This window comes from Actinokineospora inagensis DSM 44258 (genome assembly GCF_000482865.1).
GTDB classification, from domain to species: domain Bacteria; phylum Actinomycetota; class Actinomycetes; order Mycobacteriales; family Pseudonocardiaceae; genus Actinokineospora; species Actinokineospora inagensis.
In genome coordinates this window covers 69351-92343 of the sequence record NZ_AXWW01000034.1, presented here as the reverse complement: position 1 = coordinate 92343, position 22993 = coordinate 69351, and the positions used below count along the sequence as shown (strand labels likewise).

Here is a 22993-nt window from a genome sequence, read left to right as displayed (position 1 = left end):
CGTCGCGGGTGTCGCGACCGTCGCGGGTGTCGCGACCGTCGCGGGTGTCGCGACCGTCGCGGGTGTCGCGACCGTCGCGGGTGTCGCGACCGTCGTGGGTCTCGTGGCTGGCGTGGGGGGTGTTGGCGGTCAGTTCGGCGACCAGGGCGGCGGCGCCGGGGGCGTTGGGGCCGCGGCGGCTGGTGAGGATCAGGTGTTCGGCGCCGGTGGCGGCGAGCCAGCGGGCGACGTGACCGCCGATGGCGCCGGTGCCGCCGGTGATCAGCACGGTCCCGGTGGGGCGCCAGGACCGCAGTGGCGCGGCGGTACCGGTGGCCGCGCGGACCAGGCGGCGGGCGAAGGTGCCGGAGGCGCGGACGGCGAGCTGGTCTTCGTCGTCGGTGCGGACCAGGGCGCCGAGCAGCCGGGTCAGGGCGCGGTCGTCCACGGTGGCCGGGAGGTCGACCAGGCCGCCCCACTGGCGGGGGTGTTCGAGCGCGGCGACGCGGCCCATGCCCCACACCTGGGCCTGCTCCGGGCTGGTCGGCGCCGCGCCCGCGGTACCCACTGCGCCCTGGGTCACGCACCACAGCGGGGCGACGTCGGTCTCGATCACGGCGTGCAGCAACGACAGGGTCGATGTCAACCCGACGGGGAGGGCGGTGTGTTCGGGGTGCGGGGTCTCGTCGAGGGCGAGCAGCGAGAGGATGCCTACGATGTCCTTGTCGCGTAAGGAATCCGCGAGTGCTTCCTCGGTGGGGTCGATCACCAGCAGTTGGGCGTCGCCGAGGACGCGGGTGCACGAGGTGACGATCGGGGAGTCGGCCATGGCGGCGGAGGCGACCACCAACCAACGCCCGTTGACGACCGGGGTGCGGATCTCGTCGACCGCCGACCAGCGGACCTTGTACCGCCATCCGTCCACAGCGGACTCTTCATTCACGTGCCGGTGCCAGATCGACAACGCGGGCAGCAGCGACTCGACCGTGTCCGCGGGCACGTTCAACGCGTCCGCGACGGCGGCACTGTCCTGTCGGTCGACCGCCGACCAGAACCGGGCCTCACCTGGGTTGCCGACCGGCGCGGGCCGGAGATCGGCGAGCGGCTCCGGCCAGTACCGCCCGCGTTGGAAGGCGTAGGTGGGGATGTCGACGAACCGGCCGCGGACGGCCGCTGTCCAGTTCACCGGGACACCGCGGACGTGGGCCTCGGCGAGGGACAGCAACCAGCGGGCCCGACCACCGTCGTCCCGGCGCAGCGTCCCGATCGCGGTGGCTTCCCGCACGGCGGCCGTGAGCACGGGGTGCGGGCTGGACTCGACCAGCAGGGTGTGCCCGTCGCGGAGCAGGGCGTCGGTGGCGTCGGCGAACCGGACCGTTTCCCGCAGGTTGGTGAACCAGTACTCGGCGTCGAGTGCCGTGGTGTCCAGGACGTCACCGGTCACGGCGGAGTAGAAGGGAACACGGGACCGCTGGGGCTTGATCCCCGCCAACGCCTTCACGATCCGTTCCCGCAGCACGTCGACGTGCGCGGAGTGGGAGGCGTAGTCGACCGGGACACGGCGTGCGCGGACGTTGTCGCCGGTCAGCTCGACCAGCAGCTCGTCGAGCGCCGTCGAGTCGCCGGAAACCACGGTGGCTTCCGGCCCGTTCACGGCCGCGACGGATACGCCGCCCCAGCGGGCGATCCGGTCGCGTACTTCGGCTTCGGACAAAGGAACCGACACCATGCCGCCCAGCCCGGCGAGGTCGGTGATGGCCTGGCTGCGCAACGCCACAACCGTCGCCGCGTCCACCAGGCTCAACGCTCCCGCGACCGTGGCCGCCGCGATCTCACCCTGGCTGTGCCCCACGACCGCGGCGGGCTGGACGCCGTGGGCCTGCCACAACGCGGCCAACGACACCATCACCGCCCACAACAACGGCTGCACGACATCGACCCTGGCCAACGCGTCCGCGCTGGCCAACGCCTCGGTGGGCACGAAGTCGATGTGCGGCGCGAGCGCGTGCGCGCACTCAGCGAACCGATCGGCGAAAGCCTGCTCGGACAACAACTCCAGCGCCATCCCGACCCACTGCGACCCCTGCCCCGGAAACACGAACGCGACCTTCGCCGCCCCCGCCTTACCCGCGACAACAGCCGGGTGCGGCAGCCCGCCCGCCAACGCGGTCAGCGCCTCGTCAAGCTCGCCTTGATCGGCGGCGACAACCACGGCCCGGTGCTCGAAAACGCTACGGGTGGTCAGTGAATAGGCGATGTCAGCGAGGTGGTTAGGCGATTCCCCAGCAGCGATCGCGGAGACCCGCGCATGGGGTGGAACTGGTTGGGCCAGGCCGGGACGCGAACCCCGAGCGTGATCGGCAACGTCGACCAGTTCCGTGGTTGACGAGGCGGAGGCGTTGAGGACACCGCTCCCGTTCTGAGCGGCGGCTGGGCGGGAGCGGGTCAGAGTCGTGTGCAGCGACGAGGTCTGCCCGCGCAGGGCCTGCTCGGAGCGAGCGGACAGGAGGAAGGGCAGGGGCCGTCCGGGCGGCGGGGTGGGCGGGTGGTGGCCTGCGGGGGCGTCGACATCGGGTGCCTCCTCGAGGACGAGGTGCGCGTTCGTGCCGCTGGCGCCGAAGGAGGACACGGCGGCGCGGCGGGGGTGGCCGGTGGTGGGCCACGGGGTGGTGTCGGTGAGCAGGGTGACGGCGCCGGTGGTCCAGTCGACCTGGGTGGTGGGGGTGTCGATGTGCAGGGTGCGGGGCAGCACACTGTGGCGCAGGGCCAAGACCATCTTGATGACGCCCGCGGCGCCGGAGGCGGCCTGGGTGTGGCCGAGGTTGGATTTGACCGCACCCAACAAGAGCGGGCGCTCGCGGTCGTGGCCGTAGGTGGCGAGCAGGGCTTGGGCCTCGATGGGGTCGCCGAGGGTGGTGCCGGTGCCGTGCGCTTCGACGGCGTCCACATCGGACAGGGTCAGGCCCGCGTTGGCGACGGCTTCCCGGATGACGCGCTGTTGGGACGGCCCGTTGGGAGCGGTGAGGCCGTTTGAGGCGCCGTCGGAGTTGATTGCGGTGCCGCGGACGACGGCGAGGACCGGGTGACCGTTGCGCTGGGCGTCGGAGAGGCGTTCGACTAAGAGGAGGGCGGCGCCCTCGCCCCAGCCGGTGCCGTCGGCGGCGTCGGCGAAGGCCTTGCAGCGGCCGTCCGGGGCGAGCCCGCTCAGCCTGCTGAACTCGACGAACGGACCGGGGGTGGACATCACCGAGACACCGCCTGCCAGCGCCAGGTCGCACTCGCCCGCACGGAGGGACCGGGCGGCGAGGTGCAGGGCGACCAGAGACGACGAGCACGCGGTGTCGACCGTCAGCGCCGGTCCTTCGAAACCGAAGGTGTAGGCGAGGCGGCCGGAGAGGATGCTGGCGGTGGCGCCCGCGAGCAGGTGTCCCTCGATGTCGGTCGCGGAGCTGAGCAGCAGGTAGCTGTAGTCCTGCCCGTTGCTGCCCGCGAACACACCGGTTCGGCTGCCGCGCAGGTCGTGCGGGTCGATGCCCGCGCGCTCGACGGCCTCCCACGCGGTTTCCAGCAGGAGCCGCTGCTGGGGGTCCATGGCGACGGCCTCGCGCGGCGAGATACCGAAGAACGCCGGGTCGAAGTCGGCGGCGTCGTGCAGGAAACCGCCCGCGCGGACGTAGGAGGTGCCGCCGTCGGCGTCCTCGGCGAACAGTTCGTCGAGGTCCCAGCCGCGGTCGGTGGGGAACGCGGAGATGGCCTCGTCGCCCGCCAGCAGCAGCCGCCACAGGTCTTCGGGGGTGCGGACGCCGCCGGGGAACCGGCAGGCCATGCCGATGATGGCGACCGGCTCGTCGACGGCGGCGCGGACGACCGCGTCGACCCGGCGTTGGGTGCCGGTCAGCTCGGCGACCAGGTACTCGGCCAGGGTGGCGGGCTTGGGGTAGTCGAAGACCAGGCCTGCGGTGAGGCGCAGGCCGGTGGCGGCGGCGAGCCGGTCGCGGACCTCGACGGCGGTCAGCGAGTCGATGCCGAGGTCCTTGAACGGCAACTGCGCGCCGATGTCGTCGGGGCCGCGGTAGCCGAGGACGGCGGCGACCTCGGCGCGGACCAGGTCGAGCAGCAGCCCGGTCCGGTCGGCCTCGGGTAAGTCGGCGAGCCGGGTGACCCACTGGTCGCGCAGGTCGCCCGTGTCGACCGGGGCGGGCTCGGTGGCCTCGGGGAGTTCGGTGAGCAGCGAGCTGGGGCGGGTGCTGGTGAACGCGGGCGCGAACACCGACCAGTCGACGTCGGCGACGGTCAGGTCGGTGTGGCTGTCCAAGGCCCGACCGAGCGCGGCCAGTGCCCTGTCCGGGTCCATTGGGCGCAACCCGCGGCGCACCAACTGGTCGGTGTTCCCGGCGGCCATCCCGGCGCCCGCCCACGGACCCCACGCGACCGATACCGCGGGCAGGCCACGGCCACGGCGGGACTCGGCCAGGGCGTCGAGGTGCGCGTTCGCGGCGGCGTAGGCGGCTTGGCCGCCGCCTCCCCAGGTCGCGGCGACCGAGGAGAAGTAGACGAACTCGGCCTCGGGCAACAGCTCGTCGAGCAGGCTGGCGCCGACCACCTTGGCCCGCAGGACATCGGCGAACTCGGCCAGGCCGGTCTCCGCGAGCGGGACCAGGTCGCTGACCCCGGCGGCGTGCACGACGGTGCCGATCGTGTGCTCGCGCAGGAACGCGGTCACCTGCTCGCGGTCGGTGACGTCCAGCGGCGTCTCGGAGCTCCGACTGACCTGGATGACCTCGTCCGCGCCCCGCTCCACCAGCCACCGCGTGACCTCGGTGCCGAGCGCCCCCGTGCCGCCGGTGACCAGCACGGTTCCCCTGGGCCGCCACGGCGCCCCGGCGGCCGGGACCGCGCGGACCAGGCGGCGGGCGAACACCCCGGTCGAACGGATGGCGACCTGGTCCTCACCGCTGCCGATCACCGACAGCAGCGCGCCTGCCGCCCGGTCGTCGACGGCGGGTACGTCGACCACACCGCCCCACCGCGAACCCAGCTCCAGGGCGGCGACCCGGGCCATCCCCCACAGTTGGGCTTGACCGGGGGCGGTGAGCCGGTCGGCGCGGCCGATGGACACCGCGCCGTGGGTGACCATCCACAGTGGAGCGTCCAGGCCCGCGTCGCCGAGGGCCTGCAGCAGGATCAGCGAGGCGACCTGGCCCGTGGTCATCGGCGGGTACTCGGCGTGCGGGGTGTCGTCGTCGGCGAGCAGGGACAGGACGGCGGTGAAGCCCATCCCGACGATGTCGCGCAGGCGGGCGGCGACGGACCAGCGGTCGACCTCGGTGCGGGCCAGCGGCAGCTCGACCACGTCCACGCCGTGGCCGCGCAGGGCCCGGACGGTGCCGATCACCGACTGGTCGTCGGCCTTGCCGGACGGGATGACCACCAGCCAGGTCCCGGGGTCGGGCGCGTCGAGGCCGGTCAACGGGGTCCAGCCCGCCCGGTAGCACCAGGTGTCCACTTCGGACCGTTCGCGCTGGTCGCGGCGCCAGTCCAGCAGGGCGGGCAGCACGGTGCGGACGGCGTCCTCGTCGGTGCGCAGCGTCGCGGCGAGGGCGGCAGGGTCGTCCCGGTCGACGGCGGCCCAGAAGCCCGCGTCGGCGGTGTCGGCCCCCGGGGCAGCGGTGGTGAGCCAGTACCGGTCGCGGCGGAAGGCGTAGGTGGGCAGCGGGACCGCCCGACCACCCCACGGCTGGAACACCGCACGCCAGTCGACCCCCACTCCGACGACGTGGGCGCGGGAGACGCCGGTGACCAGCGAGTCGACCTCGTCGCGGTCGCGGCGGGACAACGCGATCGCGCCGTCGACAAGGGCGGACAACGCGCCGTCCGGTCCGACCTCCAGGAACTTGGTGACCCCGGCGGCCAGCGCCCAGTCGACCGCGGCGCCGAACCGGACGGTCGCCCGGACCTGGCGCACCCAGTACCCGGCGTCGGCGTCGACCAGCAGCTCGCCGGTCACGGTGGACACGACCGGCAGCGTGGCCCGACCGAACTCGATGTCGGCGAGCGCGGTCCGGAACTCGCCGAGCACCGGGTCGACCAGCCGGGAGTGGAAGGCGTGCGAGACCGGCAGCAGCTTGGTCCGGTAGCCCTGGAGCTGGTCTCTCAACTGGTGGATCAGCGGTTCCGACCCGGAAAGCACGACCGCGCGGGGACCGTTGACCGCGGCCAAGTCGACTCCGTCGGGCAAGACCAGTTCCGCCTCGGTGGCCTCGACGGCGAGCATGGCGCCGCCGGGCGGGAGGGCCTGCATGAGGCGGGCGCGGGCGGTGACCAGGTGGCACGCGTCGGGCAGGGTGAGGATGCCCGCTACGTGGGCGGCGGCGATCTCGCCGATGGAGTGGCCGATCAGGAAGTCCGGCCGCACCCCCCAGGACTCCAGCAGCCGGAACAGCGCGACCTCGAACGCGAACAAGGCCGGTTGAGCGTCGCCGGTCTGATCCAGGTCCGTGCCGATCCCGCCGAGCGCGGCGACGACCTCGGCGTGCGCGGCGGCGAATACCGGGAACCCGCCCAGCTCATCCCCCATGCCCGTCCGCTGCGCGCCCTGACCGGTGAACAGGAACGCGGTACGACCGTCGTCGACCGTGCCGGTGACCACGCTCCCCGCGGCCCGACCGGCGGCGACCGCCCGCAGGCCGTCGACCAGCCCGTCGCGGTCCGCCGCCAGGACCACGGCGCGGTGGTCGAGCGCGGCTCGCGCGGTGGCGAGGGTGTGGCCGAGGTCGAGCAGGGACCCGTCCAGCGAGCCGAGCAGCCGGTGGGCCTGTTCGCGCAGCACCTCGGGGGTGTGGCCGGACACCAGGCACGGCAGGAGCGGTGGCGCCGTGCCGGGTTCGCCGGCCTGGGGGTGCGCTGGGTCCACTGAGGACAGGATGACGTGCGCGTTGGTGCCGCTCATGCCGAATGAGGACACGCCGATCCGGCGTGGTCGGTCGACGATGGGCCAGGTGCGCTCGGCGGTGAGCAGCGCCAGCGGGCCGGACCAGTCGATGTGCGGGGACGGCTCGTCGGCGTGCAGGGTCCGGGGCAGGACCCCGTGCCGCAGCGCCAGCACCGACTTGATCACGCCTGCCACCCCGGCGGCGGCCTGGGTGTGCCCGATGTTGGACTTGATCGAGCCGAGGTGCAGCGGTTCGGTCCGGTCCCGGTAGGCGGCGGCCAGGGCCTGCGCCTCGATCGGGTCACCCAGCGCGGTTCCGGTACCGTGCGCCTCGATGGCGTCCACATCGGACGGTGCAAGGCCCGCGTTGGCCAGCGCCGCCCGGATGACCCGCTGCTGCGAGGGGCCGTTGGGGGCGGTGAGACCGTTGGAGGCGCCGTCCGAGTTGACCGCGGAGCCGCTGACCACGGCCAACACGTCGTACCCGCGGCGTTGGGCCTCGGAGAGCCGGGTCAGCACGAGAACCCCGGCGCCCTCGCCCCAACCAGTGCCGTCGGCCGCCGCGGCGAACGCCTTGCATCGGCCATCGCCCGCCAGGCCACCTTGAGCACCGAACTCGCTGTAGAGGCCGAGGCCCGCCATCACGGTCACGCCCGCGGCGAGCGCGACGGCGCACTCGTCGGCCTGCAGCGACCGGACCGCCATGTGCAGCGCGACCAGGCTGGACGAGCACGCGGTGTCGATCGTGACCGCCGGGCCCTCCAGGCCCAGCGCGTACGCCACCCGACCCGACACGACGCTCGCCGCGCTACCGGTCAGCAGGTGCCCTTCGGCGCCTTCGGGCAGTTCGAGGCCGATGCCGTAGTTCGACGCGCCCGCGCCCGCGAACACGCCGGTCCGGGTGCCACGCAGCGACAGCGGGTCGATGCCCGCCCGCTCCACGGCTTCCCAGGCGACCTCCAGCAGCACGCGCTGCTGCGGGTCCATGGTCAACGCCTCGCGCGGGCTGATGCCGAACAGGGCCGGGTCGAACCGGTCGGCGTCGTCGAGGAAACCGCCGCGCACGGTCAGCGGGTCGGCGTCCCAACCGCGGCCGTCCGGGAAGCCGGTGATCGCGTCCCGGCCGTCCCGGACCAACCGCCACAGGTCGTCGGGGGTGCGCACGCCGCCGGGGTACCGGCAGGCCATGCCGACGACGGCGACCGGCTCCCGCAGCGCGGCCAGCCGCTCGCGCGTGTCGGCGAGGTCGGCGGTGACCCGCTTGAGATACCGCAGGAGCTTCTCGTCCTGTCCGGGGTCAACCATGTCGGTGGTCCTTCCAGCACATCCGGTCCGGGGTGGGCGTTCGCGCCGATCAGGACACGCCGAGTTCCTTGTCGATGAAGTCGAAGACGTCGTCGGCCGAGGCGGCCGCCAACCGCTCGGTGACACCCCCGCCGGTGACGGTGTCCAGCAGCGCCCGCAGCCGGTCGACCAGCGCGCTGTCGGCCAGGGCCCCCACCGGCAGCGACGCCACGGTCGCGGTGAGCCGGTCGAGATCGGCGAGCGCGGCCGCGTCGGGCTCGGCCGTGCCCACCAGGTCGCCCCACAGCCGGTCGGCCAGTTCGACCGGGGTGGGGTGGTCGAAGACGAGCGTCGCGGGCAGCCGCAGGCCGGTGCCGCCCGCGAGCCGGTTGCGCAGTTCGACGCCGGTGAGCGAGTCGAAGCCGAGTTCCTTGAACGCGCGCTCGGGGCCGACCGCGCTCGTGTCGGCGTGGCCGAGGACGGTGGCGGCGTGGTCGCGGACCAGGTCGAGCAGGGTGCGGCGCTGCTCGGGTTCGGGAAGCCGGGTGAGGCGGTCGCCGAGGTCGAGCGGGCGGGCGGCGCCCGCCTTGGCGCGGGTCGGGGCGGTGGGTCGGACCAGGCCGCGCAGCAGCGGGGGGATGTCGCGGACGGCGGCCAGGTCGAGGTTGATCGGGACGAGGTGCGCGTCGGTCCGGGTGATCGCGGCGTCGAACAGGGCCATCCCCTGCTCTGCGGTGATCGTCTTGCCCGCGCGGTCCCGGTGGCCCCGATCCAGGTGGCCGGTCATCGCGCTCGCCTGCTCCCACAGCCCCCACGCCAGCGACTGCGCGGATAGGCCCCGGGTGCGACGGCGGTGGGCGAGGGCGTCGAGAACGGCGTTCGCCGCCGCGTAGTTGGCCTGGCCGGGGGTGCCGAGGGTGGCCGACGCGGACGAGTAGAGCACGAAGAACGCCAGGTCATGGCCGGCGGTCAACTCGTCGAGCAGCAGGGCGGCGGTCACCTTGGGGCGCATGACGGCAGTGAGCCGGTCCGGCGTGAGCGAGCCGAGGACACCGTCGTCGAGGACCCCGGCGGCGTGGACGACGCCGGTGAGCCGCACCCCGTCCAGCAACGCTGCCAAGGCCCTCCGGTCGGTGACGTCACAAGCCACCGCGCGAGCCCCGGCGGGCATGTCCGCCGGAGCCGCACCGGAGCGGCTGACCAGCAGCACGTCGCGGACACCGTGCTGGTCGACGAGATGGCGGGCCAGGATGCCCGCGAGGACGCCGCTGCCGCCGGTGATCAGGACGGTGCCGTCCGGGTCGATCGGGGCGGGCACGGTCAGCACGTTCTTGCCGATGTGCCGGGCGCCCGCGATGTGCCGGAACGCGGCCGGGGCTTGGCGCAGATCCCAGGCGGTGAGCGGCAGCAACTCCAGCGCGCCCTGGTCGAACAGGGCCAGCACCTCGGCCAACAGCTCGCCGAGCCGCCGCGGGCCCGCCTCGACCAGGTCGAAGGCGCGGTAATCGCCCCCGGCATCGGTGCGGATGTCGGTCTTGCCCATCTCGATGAAGCGGCCACCGGGGGCGAGCAGCCGCAGCGACGCGTCGACGAACTCGCCCGCCAGCGAGTTCAGCACGATGTCGAAACCGCGACCGTCGGTGGCTGCGCGCAGCCGGGGTTCGAAGTCCAGCGACCGGGACGACGCCAGGTGGTCGTCGTGGAGTCCGGTCGCGGACCACTTCGCCGGACTGGCCGTGCCGAACGGTTCCGCGCCGAAGTGCCTGGCCAACTGGACGGCGGCCATGCCGACCCCACCGGACGCGGCGTGCACGAGGACCGTGTCACCCTCGGCCATACCCGCGAGGTCGACCAGGCCGTAGTACGCCGTGAGGAACGGGGTCGGGACGGACGCGGCCTCAGCGAAGCTCCACTGTGGACGCATCCGGGCCAGCGCGCGGCGGTCTGTGGTCGCCTCCGGTCCGAAGCAGGTGCTGAACACGCCGAACACGCGGTCACCCGGGGCGAGGTCGGTGACCTCCGCACCGACCGCGACGACGACACCGGCACCTTCCGTGCCCATGCCCTGCTGGTCGGGAACCAGACCCAGGGTGATGGCGACATCGCGGAAGTTGACGCCCATCGCCCGCATCGCGACCCGCACCTCGGTCGGCCCGAGATCACCGGACTCGACCGGCACGAACGCGAGGTTGTCGATGGTGCGGTCACCGACGACGTCCAAGGTCGTGCTGGGCAGCAGGGCGAGGTCCGGGGCGGCGGATCGAGCGAGGCGCGGAGCGGTGATGGTGCCGCGCCGGATCGCGATCTCAGGTTCGTCGGTCGCCAGCGCCTGCCCGAGGGCGGCGGCGGAGTCGGGGTGGTCGTCGAGGTCGACAATGGCGAAGCGGCCGGGGTTCTCGTTGGCGGCCGATCGGAACAGCCCGTGGACGGCGGCCCCCGCGAGGTCGGTGACGTGCTCCCCCGGCGCGGTGGCGACCGCCCCACGGGTGCGCACGACCAGGCGCGACTCGGCGAACCTCGGGTCCGCGACCCAGTCCTGCGCGGTGATCAGGGCTTCCAGCGCGGCATCCTCGGGGGCCACCGCCGCCGGGGTCCACACCACGTGCGCCGGGACCGGATCGGCGATCTCGCCGGGATGGCCGACTGTGTACTCGGCGGCCTCGGCGGCCGCTGTGGCCGCTGTGGCCGCTGTGGCGACCACCGGAACCCAGTCAACGCGGAACAGAGCGTCGCTGTCGGCGGCGGCCGTGAAGGGGCGCAGCACCAAGGAGTCGATGGTGATGACCGGGTCGCCCTGCGGGTCGGTGGCGGCGACGGCGATGGTGTCCGGGCCGAGCGGGGTGATCCGGACGCGCAGCGCGGTCGCGCCGGTGGCGTGCAGGGTGACGCCGGACCAGGCGAACGGGAGCAGGGCGCCACCGGTCAGCAGGCCACCAAGAGTGGCCGCGTGCAGGGCGGAGTCGAGCAGGCCCGGGTGGATGCCGAACCCGGTCACGTCCGCGAGTTCGACCTCGGCGTGGACGGCGCCCTCGGTCTTCCAGGCGGCGGTGAGCCCTTGGAAGGTCGGCCCGTAGCCGTATCCGGATTCGGCGAGCGCGGCGTAGAACCCGTCGGTGTCCAGCGGGTCGCCGATGGGCGGCCAGGTGAGGTGCACCGGTTCGGCGGGGGTGTCGGTGAGGGTGCCGGTGGCGTGGGTGGTCCAGTCGCCGCCCGCCTCCGGTCGTGAGTGGACGGTCACGGCGCCGGTCGGGTCGGTGCGCAACTGCAGGTGGACCGCGCCGCGCTCGGGGACGACCAGCGGGGTCCGCAGGGTCAGGTCCTCGATGTGGGCGCCCGCGTGCAGGGCGAGGTCGACGAACGCGGTACCCGGCAGCAGGATCGACCCGCCGACGGCGTGGTCGGCCAGCCACGGGTGGGTCGCGACGGAGAGCCGACCGGTCCAGAGCGCGCCGTCGTCACCGGCGAGCGGGACCTGGGCGCCGAGCAGGCAGTGACCGGCGTCGGCGAGCCCGGCGGCGGTGACATCGGCGCCGGTCACCGGCTTGGGCCAGTAGCGGCGGCGCTGGAAGGCGTACGTGGGCAGGTCGACGACCCGGCCGCCCCAGTCGCGCAGCACCCGGGCCCAGTCGACGTCGATCCCGGCGGAGTGGGCCTCGGCGAGCGCGACCAGCCAGTGGCCCGGCTCGTCGCGGCGCAGCGTGGCCAAGACAGTGCCGGTCGCGTCGCAGGCATCGAGGGTTTCCTGGATGGCGACGGTCAGCACCGGATGGGCGCTGACCTCAAGGAACGTCGTGCGGCCCGCGTCGAGCAGACCGGCGGTGGCCTGCTCGAACAAGACGGTGTGGCGCAGGTTGTCGTACCAGTAGCGGGCGTCGAGGCCCGCGGTGTCGACCTGGCCCGCCGTGACCGCGGAGTGGAACGGGATGGTCCCGGCAATCGGGGTGATCGGGGCGAGGTCGGCGAGCACCCGGTCTCGGACGCGTTCGACGTGTGCGGAGTGCGACGCGTAGTCGACCGGGACGCGCCTGGCCCGGATCTCGACCTCGGCGCACACGGCGAGCAGTTCGTCCAGCGCGCCCGCGTCGCCGGAGACCACTGTGGACAGTGGACCGTTGACCGCGGCGACCGACAGCGCGGGCCACGACCCGATCAGCCGCTCTGCGTCGACCTGGCCGACCGCGACGGACACCATGCCGCCATCGACTCCCGGGGAATCCGCCCACTCGCGGTGCAGGTCGCTGGTCACCTCGGTCGCGGGCCGCAGCAGGTCGGCGATGGCCTTGGCCCGCAGGGCGACGACCCTGGCCCCGTCGTCCAGGCTCAACCCGCCCGCGACCACGGCCGCCGCGATCTCACCCTGGGAGTGGCCGACGACCGCCGACGGCCGCACCCCGACCGACATCCACAACTCGGCCAGCGACACCATGACCGCCCACAGCACCGGCTGCACCACGTCGACCCGGTCGAGGTCCCCGCCGCGCAGGACGTCCAGCAGTGACCAGTCGACGTGCGGGGCGAGGGCGCGTTCGCACTGCTCGACGCGGTCCCGGAACACCGGTTCGTCGAGCAGGTCGACCGCCATCCCGACCCACTGCGAACCCTGGCCGGGGAACACGAACACCGGCCCGTCGGACTTGGCCGTACCAACCGGTTCCCGGCCCTCGGCGAGCGCGACCAGGCCGTCCCGGCCGAAGACCACGGCCCGATGGCTCAACTGGGCCCGCGCGGTCGCCAACGTCCAGGCCACGTCGACCGGATTGGCATCCACAGTGGACAGAAGCTCGGCCTGCTCCCGGACCGCGTCCGCCGAGTCGCCGGAGAGGACCAACGGCACGGCCGCGCGGACGGCGGGTTCCGGCAGGTCAGCGGGCCCGGCGGACTCCAGGACGATGTGGGCGTTGGTGCCGCTGACCCCGAACGACGACACCGCGGCACGGCGCGCGCGACCCTCGTCCGGCCAGGCCACGGCCTCGGTGAGCAGCCGCACCGAACCCGCGGTCCAGTCGACATGGCTGGACGGCGCGTCGACGTGCAGGGTGCGCGGCAGCAGGCCGTGCCGCATGGCCTGCACCATCTTGATCACCCCGGCCACCCCGGACGCGGCCTGGGTGTGCCCGATGTTGGACTTGACCGACCCCAGCCACAGCGGCTCGTCCCGGTCCTGCCCGTAGGTGGCCAGCAGGGCCTGCGCCTCGATCGGGTCGCCCAGCCTGGTCCCGGTGCCGTGCCCCTCGACCACGTCCACATCGGCCGTCCCCAGCCCGGCGTCGGCGAGCGCGGCCCGGATCACCCGCTGCTGCGAAGGGCCGTTCGGCGCGGTCAGACCGTTGGAAGCGCCGTCGGAGTTGACCGCCGACCCGCGCACCAGCGCGAGCACGCGGTGACCGCTGCGACGTGCGTCGGAGAGCCGTTCCACGATCAGCACGCCGACGCCCTCACCCCAGCCGGTTCCATCGGCGGCGTCCGCGTAGGCCTTGCAGCGGCCGTCGCGGGCGACCCCGTTCTGGCGGCTGAACTCGGTGAACACGCCGGGCGTCGACATGACCACGACACCCGCGGCCACGGCCATCGAGCACTCACCGCCACGCAACGACCGCACCGCCGTGTGCAGCGCGACAAGACTGCTGGAACAGGCCGTGTCGATGGTGACCGCGGGTCCTTCGAGGCCGAAGGTGTAGGCGACCCGGCCGGAGACGACGCTGGCCGAGCTGCCGGTCGCGAGGTAGCCCTCGCTGCCTTCCGGGGCGTCGGCGAGCAGGGACAGGTAGTCGTGGCTGTTGGTGCCCGCGAACACACCGGTGCTGGAACCCTTGAGCGAGAACGGGTTGATGCCCGCCCGCTCGAACGCCTCCCACGTCGACTCCAGGAGCAACCGCTGCTGCGGATCCATCGCGACGGCCTCGCGCGGGGAGATCCCGAACAGGGCGGCGTCGAAATCGGCGACGTCGTAGAGGAAACCGCCCTCGTGGGTGTGCGAACTCGCGGGGTTGTCCGGGTCCGGGTCGTAGAGGCCGTCGAGCCACCAGCCGCGGTCGGTGGGGAAGGCGCCCATGCCGTCGCCGCCGGTGCGGACCAGCTCCCACAGGTCTTCCGGGGAGCGGACCCCACCGGGGTACCGGCAGGCCATGCCGATGATCGCGATGGGCTCGGTCGGGTCGGTCGCCCGGGTGACCTCGGGCCGGTCCAGGTGACCGGCCAGGTGGTCGGCGAGCGCCCGCGCGGTCGGGTAGTCGAAGACCAGCGTGGCGGGCAGGGCGACCCCGGTGGCGGCGACCAGGCGGTCGCGCAGTTCGACGGCGGTGAGCGAGTCGAAACCGAGGTCGTTGAATGGCCGGGTGGGCTCGATGGCAGTCGCGTCGCTGTGTCCGAGCACGGCGGCGGCGCTGGCTCGGACCAGGGTGAGCAGGTTGCCGGGGTGGACCGGCTTGACCTCGGCGACCTCGACCGGCTCGGTGAAGTCCGCCAGCAGCGGGCTGGGCCGGGAGGTGGTGAAGGCGGCGGTGAAGCGGGACCAGTCGACATCGGCGACGGTGACCGTGGTGTCGCCGTGGTCGAGCGCTTTGGCCAGGGCGACCGTCGCCAGGGCGGGGTCCATCGCGGACAGCCCCCGCCGGGCGAGGTAGTCCTCGGCGTCTTCGGCGACCAGCATCCCGGACCCGGCCCACGGCCCCCACGCCACGGACGTGGTGGGCTGACCGTTCGCCCGGCGGTGCTCAGCGAGGCCGTCGAGGTAGGCGTTGGCGGCGGAGTAGGCGGCCTGGTTGCCGCTGCCCCAGGTGGCCGCGATCGACGAGAACAGCACGAAGTGCGCGTCGGGGAGCAGGGCGTGCAGGTTCGCGGCGCCGGTGGCCTTGGCTCGCAGGACATCGGCGAACTCGCCGAGTCCGGTTTCCGCGAGCGGGACCGCCTCGACCATGCCCGCGGTGTGCACGACGGTCCGGATGTCGTGGCCCGCGACGGCTTCTCGCAACGCGTCCCGGTCGGCGACATCGCAGGCCTTGATGGTGACCCGATCGCCGTAGGTGGCGCGGAGGGCTTCGGCCTGTGGGGAGTCGGGGCCGCTGCGACTGAGCAGGAGCAGGTGACCGGCGCCACGGTCGACGAGCAGTGCGGCGGCGTGCCCGGCGAGCGCGCCGGTGCCGCCGGTGATGAGGGTGGTCCCGCGCGTGCGCCACGGCGTCGTCGCGGTGCCGCCCGCCCTCGTTAGTCTACGAGCGTAGACGCCGGAGCCGCGTACGGCGACCTGGTCCTCAGGGCCGGTCAGCACGGCGGCGAGCCGAGCGGCGGCCCTGGTGTCGAGCACGTCGGGCAGATCGACAAGACCGCCCCAGCGCTGCGCGAACTCCAGCGCGGCGACGCGACCGAGCCCCCACAGCACAGTCTGGTCGGGGTCGGCGGGGCGGTCCGAGCGGCCAACGGACTGGGCGTTCCTGGTCACACACCACAGCGGGGCGGTCACTCCCGCGTCGCCGAGGGCCTGCACCAGCAGGACCGTGAGGGCAACCGCCTTCGGCAGATCCGGGTACTCGGGGTGCGCGCCGGGCAGGGTGCCCGCGATGACGCCGTCGTAGTCGCCGAGGAGTCGCTGGGCGAGGCTCCACCGGTCGGTCTCGGTGCCGTCGAGGTCAACCTCCACGAGCCGCAAGCCCTGGTTCCGTAGCGCGTCGCGGATGTCTTCTGGGCAGGCGACCGCGAGCCACGTGCCGACCGCGGGCGTACCCGGCTCGATCGGGGTCCAGACGGTCTTATATCGCCAGGAGTCCACAGTCGATCGCCGCGTGCGGTCCTTGCGCCACGCGGTCAACGCGGGCAACACGGTGTCGATTGTGGTCGCGTCCAAGTCGAGGCCCGCGGCGAGGGTGGTGGCATCGCCTTGGTCGACCGCGGCCCAGAAAGCCTGCTCGTCGCCCGTGTCCGGGGCGGGCGCGGCGAAGGTGTCGAGCCAGAACCGCTGCCGCTGGAAGGGATACGTGGGCAAGTCGACCGCGTTGCCACCGCCGATCACGGCCGCCCAGTCAACTTTCGTGCCGCGCACCCACATCTCGGCCAGCGCCCGAACCGCCGTCTCCGGCTCGGGTTTCCCGTTGCGCAGCAGCGGGAGTGCCGTGTTCTCGACCAGCGCGCTCAGCACGCCATCGGGTCCGAGCTCCAGGAAGTCGGCGTCCTGGCCCGCGACGGCGTCGGCGAACCGGACGGTGGCGCGGACCTGCCCGACCCAGTACTCCGGGGTGTCGACCCGGCCGGGCGCGGTGGGCATGATCCGGATCGCCGGTTCCCGGTAGTCGAGCCGGTTCGCGACCTCGGCGAACTCGTCGAGCATCGGGTCCATGTGGTGCGAGTGGAACGCGTGCGACACGGCCAGCCGCTTGACCCGCCCGCCCTCGCCGCGCCACCGGTCTTCCAGCTTCTGGACGACCGAGCTGTCACCGGACACGACCACCGACCGGTCCGCGTTGACGGCCGCCATGTCGACGCCCTCCGGCAGGTCGAGCTCGCTTTCGGCGATCTCCACCGCCAGCATCGCGCCGGTCTGGGGCAGCCGCTGCATGAGCCGGGCGCGGGCCCCGACGAGCGTGCAGGCGTCGTCGAGGTCAAGCACGCCGGCGACGTGCGCGGCGGCGAGCTCGCCAATCGAGTGGCCGATCAAGACGTCCGGGCTCAGGCCCCAGGACTCCAGCAGCCGGAACAGCGCGACCTGCAGCGCGAACAGGGCCGGTTGGGCGTCGCCGGTCTGGTCGAGGTCGTCGCCGAACCGCAGCCGGTCGCGGATGTCGTCGTACACCTCGGCGAAGACGGGGAAAGCCTGTCGCAGTTCCTCGCCCATGCCCTGCCGCTGCGACCCCTGCCCGGTGAACAGGTAGCCGAGCCTGCGTGGTTCGGCGACATCCCGGGCGATGGTCTCCCCCGCCAGCACGACCGCCCGGTGTTGCAGGTCGGCGCGCCCGACCGCCAGCGTGTACGCGATGTCCACAGTGGAGTGATCAGGCGTGGCCGCCAACCTCGCGTCGAGGGCGGAGCCGGTCTTGCCGGAAAAGACCCACGGGGCGATCACGGCGTCGGAGGGGACCCGGTCAGGCGCGGTCGGGGGTTCCTCGATGATGACGTGCGCGTTGGTGCCGCTGACCCCGAACGCCGAGATCCCGGCTCGACGGGGGTGGTCCGCGAGCCACGGGCGAGCGGTGGTGAGCAGGGTGATCGCGCCCGCGGTCCAGTCGACGTGTGGGGTGGGGGTGTCGACGTGGAGGGTGCGGGGCAGGGTGGCGTGCCGCATCGCCATGGCCATCTTGATGATGCCCGCCATGCCGGACGCGGCCTGGGTGTGGCCGATGTTGGACTTCAGCGAACCCAGCCACAGCGGGGTATCCCGGTCTTGGCCGTAGGTGGCGAGCAGGGCCTGGGCCTCAATCGGGTCGCCAAGCCGGGTGCCGGTGCCGTGACCTTCGACAACGTCCACATCGGACGACGACAGTCCGGCATCGGCGAGCGCGGCCCGGATCACCCGCTGTTGCGAAGGACCATTCGGCGCGGTCAGACCATTCGAGGCGCCGTCGGAGTTCACCGCCGATCCGCGCACCACCGCGTGGATCATGCGGCCTTGACCGATGGCATCGGCGAGGGGCATGACGAGCAGGGCACCCACGCCCTCGCCCCAACCGGTGCCGTCAGCGGCCGCGGCGAAGGACTTGCAGCGGCCGTCGGCGGCGAGCCCGTTCTGGCGGCTGAACTCCGAGAAGATGTCCGAGCTGGTCATGACGGCGACCCCGGCGACGATCGCCATCCCGCACTCGCCGTTGGCCAGCGCGCGGATCGCCAGGTGCAGCGCGACCAGGCTGGACGAGCACGCCGTGTCGATCGTGACGGCCGGGCCTTCCAGGCCGAACGTGTAGGCGACCCGGCCGGACATGACGCTGCTGGACGTGCCGGTGAGGTAGTGGCCTTCGGACCCGGACGCGGTGTTCATGCCGACGCCATAACCGGACGCGGACGCGCCGACGAAGACGCCGGTGTCGGTTCCGCGCAGCGACAGCGGATCGACGTTCGCGCGCTCCAGGACTTCCCAGGCCGCTTCGAGCAGGACCCGCTGCTGGGGGTCCATCGAGGCGGCCTCGCGTGGGGAAATGCCGAACAGGTCGGCGTCGAAGGTGGTGGCGTCGTAGACGAAGCCGCCTTCCGGGGCGAACGCGCCGTCCGCGCGGCCCAGGTCCCAGCCTCGGTCAGTGGGGAACACGGAGACGCCATCGACCTCGTCGCGGACCAACCGCCACAGCGCTTCCGGGCTGTCGACCCCACCGGGGAACCGGCAGCTCATACCCACGATGGCGACCCCGTCGAGGCCACCGCCGCGGTGCTCGACGACGGTCGGCCCGGTCTGCTCGGGGGCGGCGGTGGCGAGCAGGTGCGCGGCGAGGGCGGTTGGCGACGGGTGGTCGAAGACGGCGGTGGCGGGCAGCCGGATTCCGGTGACCGTAGCGAGCCGGTTGCGGACCTCCACGGCGGTGACCGAGTCGACGCCCAGGTCCTTGAACGGCCGGTCGGCCTCCACCGGGTCGCTGTAGCCGAGTACCACGCTGGTCTCGCGCCGTACGAAGTCCAGCGCGATCCGCTGCCGTTCGGCCCGGGTGCGCCCTTCCAGCGCCTTGGCCAGGGCGGAGACGTCCTCTGCCCCCTCTACCGGCGCGGCGGTGAACGCGGACAGCAGGGGGCTGGGGCGGGAGGTGGTGAAGGTGGGGACGAACCGGTCCCAGTCGATGTCGGCGACGGTGACGCAGGTGTCGCCGCCGTCCACCGCCGTTGCCAGGGCGGCCAGGCAACGTTGCGGGGACATCGGGTTGATACCGCGCCGCCGCAGGTAGTCCCCCGCGCCGCCCCGGGTCGCCATGCCCGCGTCGGCCCACGCACCCCACGCCACCGAGGTCGCGACCTGCCCGTGAGCCCGACGGGACTCCGCCAGCGCGTCCAGGTAAGCGTTTGCGGCGGCGTAAGCGGACTGGTTGCCGCTGCCCCACACACCCGCGATGGACGAGAACAGCACGAACAGCTCTGCTTCGGCCCCGAGGAGTTCGTCGAGCCACCGCGCGCCAACGACCTTCGCCCGCAGCCCTTCCGCGAACTCACTGACATCGGTCTCGTCCAACGGCACCGAGTGGTCCACCCCGGCCGCGTGCACGACACCCACCACCGCGTACTCAGCGAGCACAGCGGCGAGCGAGGCCCGGTCCGCGACATCGCACGCGACGACTGGCGCGCTCAACTCCGCTGACAGTTCGGCCGCACCCGGCGCGTCCATCCCACGACGGCTGGCCAGCACGACCCGAACGCCGCGACCGACCAACCACCGCGCGACCGAGGCACCCAACGCACCGGTCCCGCCGGTGACCAACACCGCTCCGGACAACGACATCGGGACGGTCGATCTCGGCTCGGTCGAACGCTCCAACCGGCGCGCGAACACGCCCGCCGCACGCACCGAAACCTGATCTTCCAGGCCGCCGAGCACGGAGACGAGAGCCGGGGCCACACCATCCGGACCGTCCGGGAGATCGATGAGTCCGCCCCAGCGCGTGGCGGCCTCCAAGGCGGCGACCCGGCCGAGACCCCACACCTGGGCCTGCACCGGATCGTCCAGGCCGCGCGTGACGCACCACAGCGGCGCGGCGACCCCGGCGTCGCCCAGGGCTTGGACCAGGGTGAGGGTGCCGCCGACGCCGACCGTGACCGCGTCGTCGTCGAAGTGCGGGCGGTCGTCGTGGGCGAGCAGCGACAAGATCCCGTCGGCATCGCCGATCTCGCGCATGCGCTCGGCCATGGACCACCGGTCGAGGTCGTCGTCGGTGAGGACGACCTCCTGCGGCTCCAGCCCAGCCGCCGCCAACGCGTCGATGAACGGGGCGCAGTCGACCCCCTCGGTCCGTACAAGGACCCAGGTGCCAGTGGCGCGGGTGGCGGGCGAGAGCGGCTGCCAGGCGACCCGGTACCGCCACGACTCGGCGGCGGTGACCGGCGCGGCCAGCCAGTAGTGCTCGCGCTGGAAGGCGTAGGTGGGCAGGTCGACCCAGGTGCCGCCGGACGCCAACGCCGACCAGTCGACCCGCACCCCGGCGACGTGGGCCTCGGCGACAGCGGTGAGCCAGCGGCGCAGATCGCCCTCGTCGCGGCGCAGGGTGGCCAGGGCGGTACCGGTGCCCGCCGCGTCCAGGGTCTCCTGGAGGCCGATGGTCAGCACCGGGTGGGCGCTGACCTCGATGAACACCGGGTGGCCCGCGGCAAGCGCGGCCGAGGTGGCCAGGTCGAAGCGGACCGTCTCGCGCAGGTTGCGGTACCAGTAGTCACCGTCGAGCCCGGTCGGGTCGATCACCTCGCCGGTGACCGCCGAGTAGAACGGCACCTCAGCCGCCGCCGGGGTCAGCCCACCGAGGTCGAGCCGGTCCCGGAGCCGTTCGACGTGGGCGGAGTGCGAGGCGTAGTCGACCGGCACCCGCCGCGCCCGAACACCCGCCTCCTCGCAGTGCGCCGACAACTCGTCGAGCGCCGGCACGTCACCGGAGACCACAGTGGACAGTGGGCCGTTGACCGCCGCGACCGAGAGACCCGGTCTGCCCGCCAGCAGTTCGGCGGCCTCGGCGAGCGGCAGGGCGAGCGACACCATGCCACCGGTGCCGCCAAGCACCTCGGCGATGGCCCGGCTGCGCAACGCGACGACCTTCGCGCCATCGGCCAGGCTCAACGCCCCCGCCACCACGGCGGCCGCGATCTCGCCCTGCGAGTGCCCGATCACGGCGGCCGGGATCACCCCGACCGAACGCCACAGCTCGGCCAGCGACACCATGACCGCCCACAGCACCGGCTGCACCACGTCGACCCGGTCTAGATCCCCGCCGCGCACAGCGTCCAGCAGCGGCCAGTCGATGTACTCCGACAGCGCCTGCGCGCACTCGGCCATGCGGGCCGCGAACACCGGCGAGGTCTCCAGCAACGCGGTCGCCATGCCGGTCCACTGCGAGCCCTGACCGGGGAACACGAACACCGGCGCGACCTCCGACCGCGCGACACCCGCCACCACGTTCCCGGCCGACTCGCCGCGTGCCACCGCCGCGAGTCCGGCCCGCAACTCGTCCCCGGTGGAACCCACCACGACCGCTCGGTGTTCCAAGGCCGCTCGACCGGTGGCCAGCGACCACGCCACATCGGCCGGTTCACCATCCACAGTGGACAGTCTGGCGGCGCTCGCGCGCAACGCGTCGTCGGACTTGGCCGCGATGCGCCACGCCACCACGGCGGGCGGCGGCGCCGACTCGGTGGCTTCGGTGGCTTCGGCTTCCTCGATGACGATGTGCGCGTTGGTGCCGCTGACGCTGAACGACGACACCCCCGCGCGACGCGGCCGGTCCGGATCACGCGGCCACGGCGACGCCTCGGTCAGCAGCTCGACCGACCCGGCCGACCAGTCCACGTGCGGGGTCGGCGCGTCCACGTGCAGGGTCTTGGGCAGCAGCCCGTGCCGCAGCGCCTGGACGACCTTGATGATCCCGGCGGCACCGGCGGCGGCCTGCGCGTGCCCCAGGTTGGACTTGATCGACCCGAGCCGCAGCGGCCGTTCCCGGTTCTGCCCGTAGGTGGCGAGCAGCGCCTGCGCCTCGATCGGGTCGCCCAGGGTGGTGCCGGTGCCGTGCGCCTCGACCGCGTCCACATCGGCGGCGGCCAGCCTGGCGTTGGCCAGCGCCGCCCGGATCACCCGCTCCTGCGCCGGACCGTTGGGGGCGGTGAGGCCGTTGGAGGCGCCGTCGGAGTTGACGGCCGTCCCCCGGACGACGGCGAGCACCCGGTGCCCGCGCGCCTTGGCGTCGGCAAGCCGCTCGACGACGAGGACACCCACGCCCTCGGCCCACCCGGTGCCATCGGCCGCCGCGGCGAACGCCTTGCACCGACCGTCGGCGGCAAGCCCCTTCTGCCTGCTGAACTCGGTGAAGATGCCCGGCGTGGTCATGACCGTCACGCCGCCGGTCAACGCGAGGTCGCACTCCCCGGACCGCAGCGCTTGGACCGCCAAGTGCAACGCGACCAGACTCGACGAACACGCGGTGTCGACGGTGACGGCGGGACCTTCGAGCCCCAGGGTGTACGCCACCCGGCCGGACACGACACTCGGCGCGTTCCCGGTGAGCAGATGACCTTCCGCGCCCGGCGGGAGTTCACGCAACCCGGCCCCGTAAGCGGAAGACGACGAACCGATGAACACCCCGGTGCGGCTACCGCGCAGTGACAACGGATCCACACCAGTGCGTTCCACCGCTTCCCACGCGGTTTCCAGCAGAATCCGCTGCTGCGGGTCCATCGCCACCGCCTCGCGCGGCGAGATCCCGAACAGCGCGGCGTCGAACGCGGCGGCGGTGTGCACGAACCCGCCCTCACGCGCGTAACTGGTCCCGGGCGCGTCGGGGTCGTCGGCGAACTGGACGTCCCAGCCGCGGTCGGTCGGGAACGGGGACACCCCGTCCCGGCCACCGGCCACCAGGTCCCAGAGCTGGTCCGGTCCGGTCACCCCACCCGGGTAGCGGCAGGCCATGCCGACGATCGCGATCGGCTCGTGCGGCCGGTCCTCGGCCACCCGCAGTCGACGGCGAGCCTGGCGCAGGTCGGCGGTGAGGCGCTTGAGGTATTCCAGATACTTCTTCTCGTCAGTCACCCGATGTCACCTTCTCCAGGGCCGACGCCAGCGCGCACAAATCCCGCCAGCCCGGCCGGTTGGAAATCCGGTGGGCATTCCGGGGCCAGAACACGCCTCAGACCCTAGGAACGACC

Annotated in this window: 1 protein-coding gene and 1 pseudogene; both read right to left on the bottom strand. The window is 73.1% G+C overall.

Going from position 1 to position 22993, the window contains the following annotated elements; genetic code table 11:
- Window positions 1-8161: pseudogene (locus tag H504_RS43115) on the bottom strand (type I polyketide synthase); the annotation flags it as partial.
- Window positions 8162-8264: 103 nt separating this feature from the next.
- Entirely contained in the window at window positions 8265-22877 is a 14613-nt protein-coding gene (locus tag H504_RS43110) for a type I polyketide synthase (RefSeq protein WP_051385892.1), read from the bottom strand.
- Window positions 22878-22993: the final 116 nt, after the last annotated feature.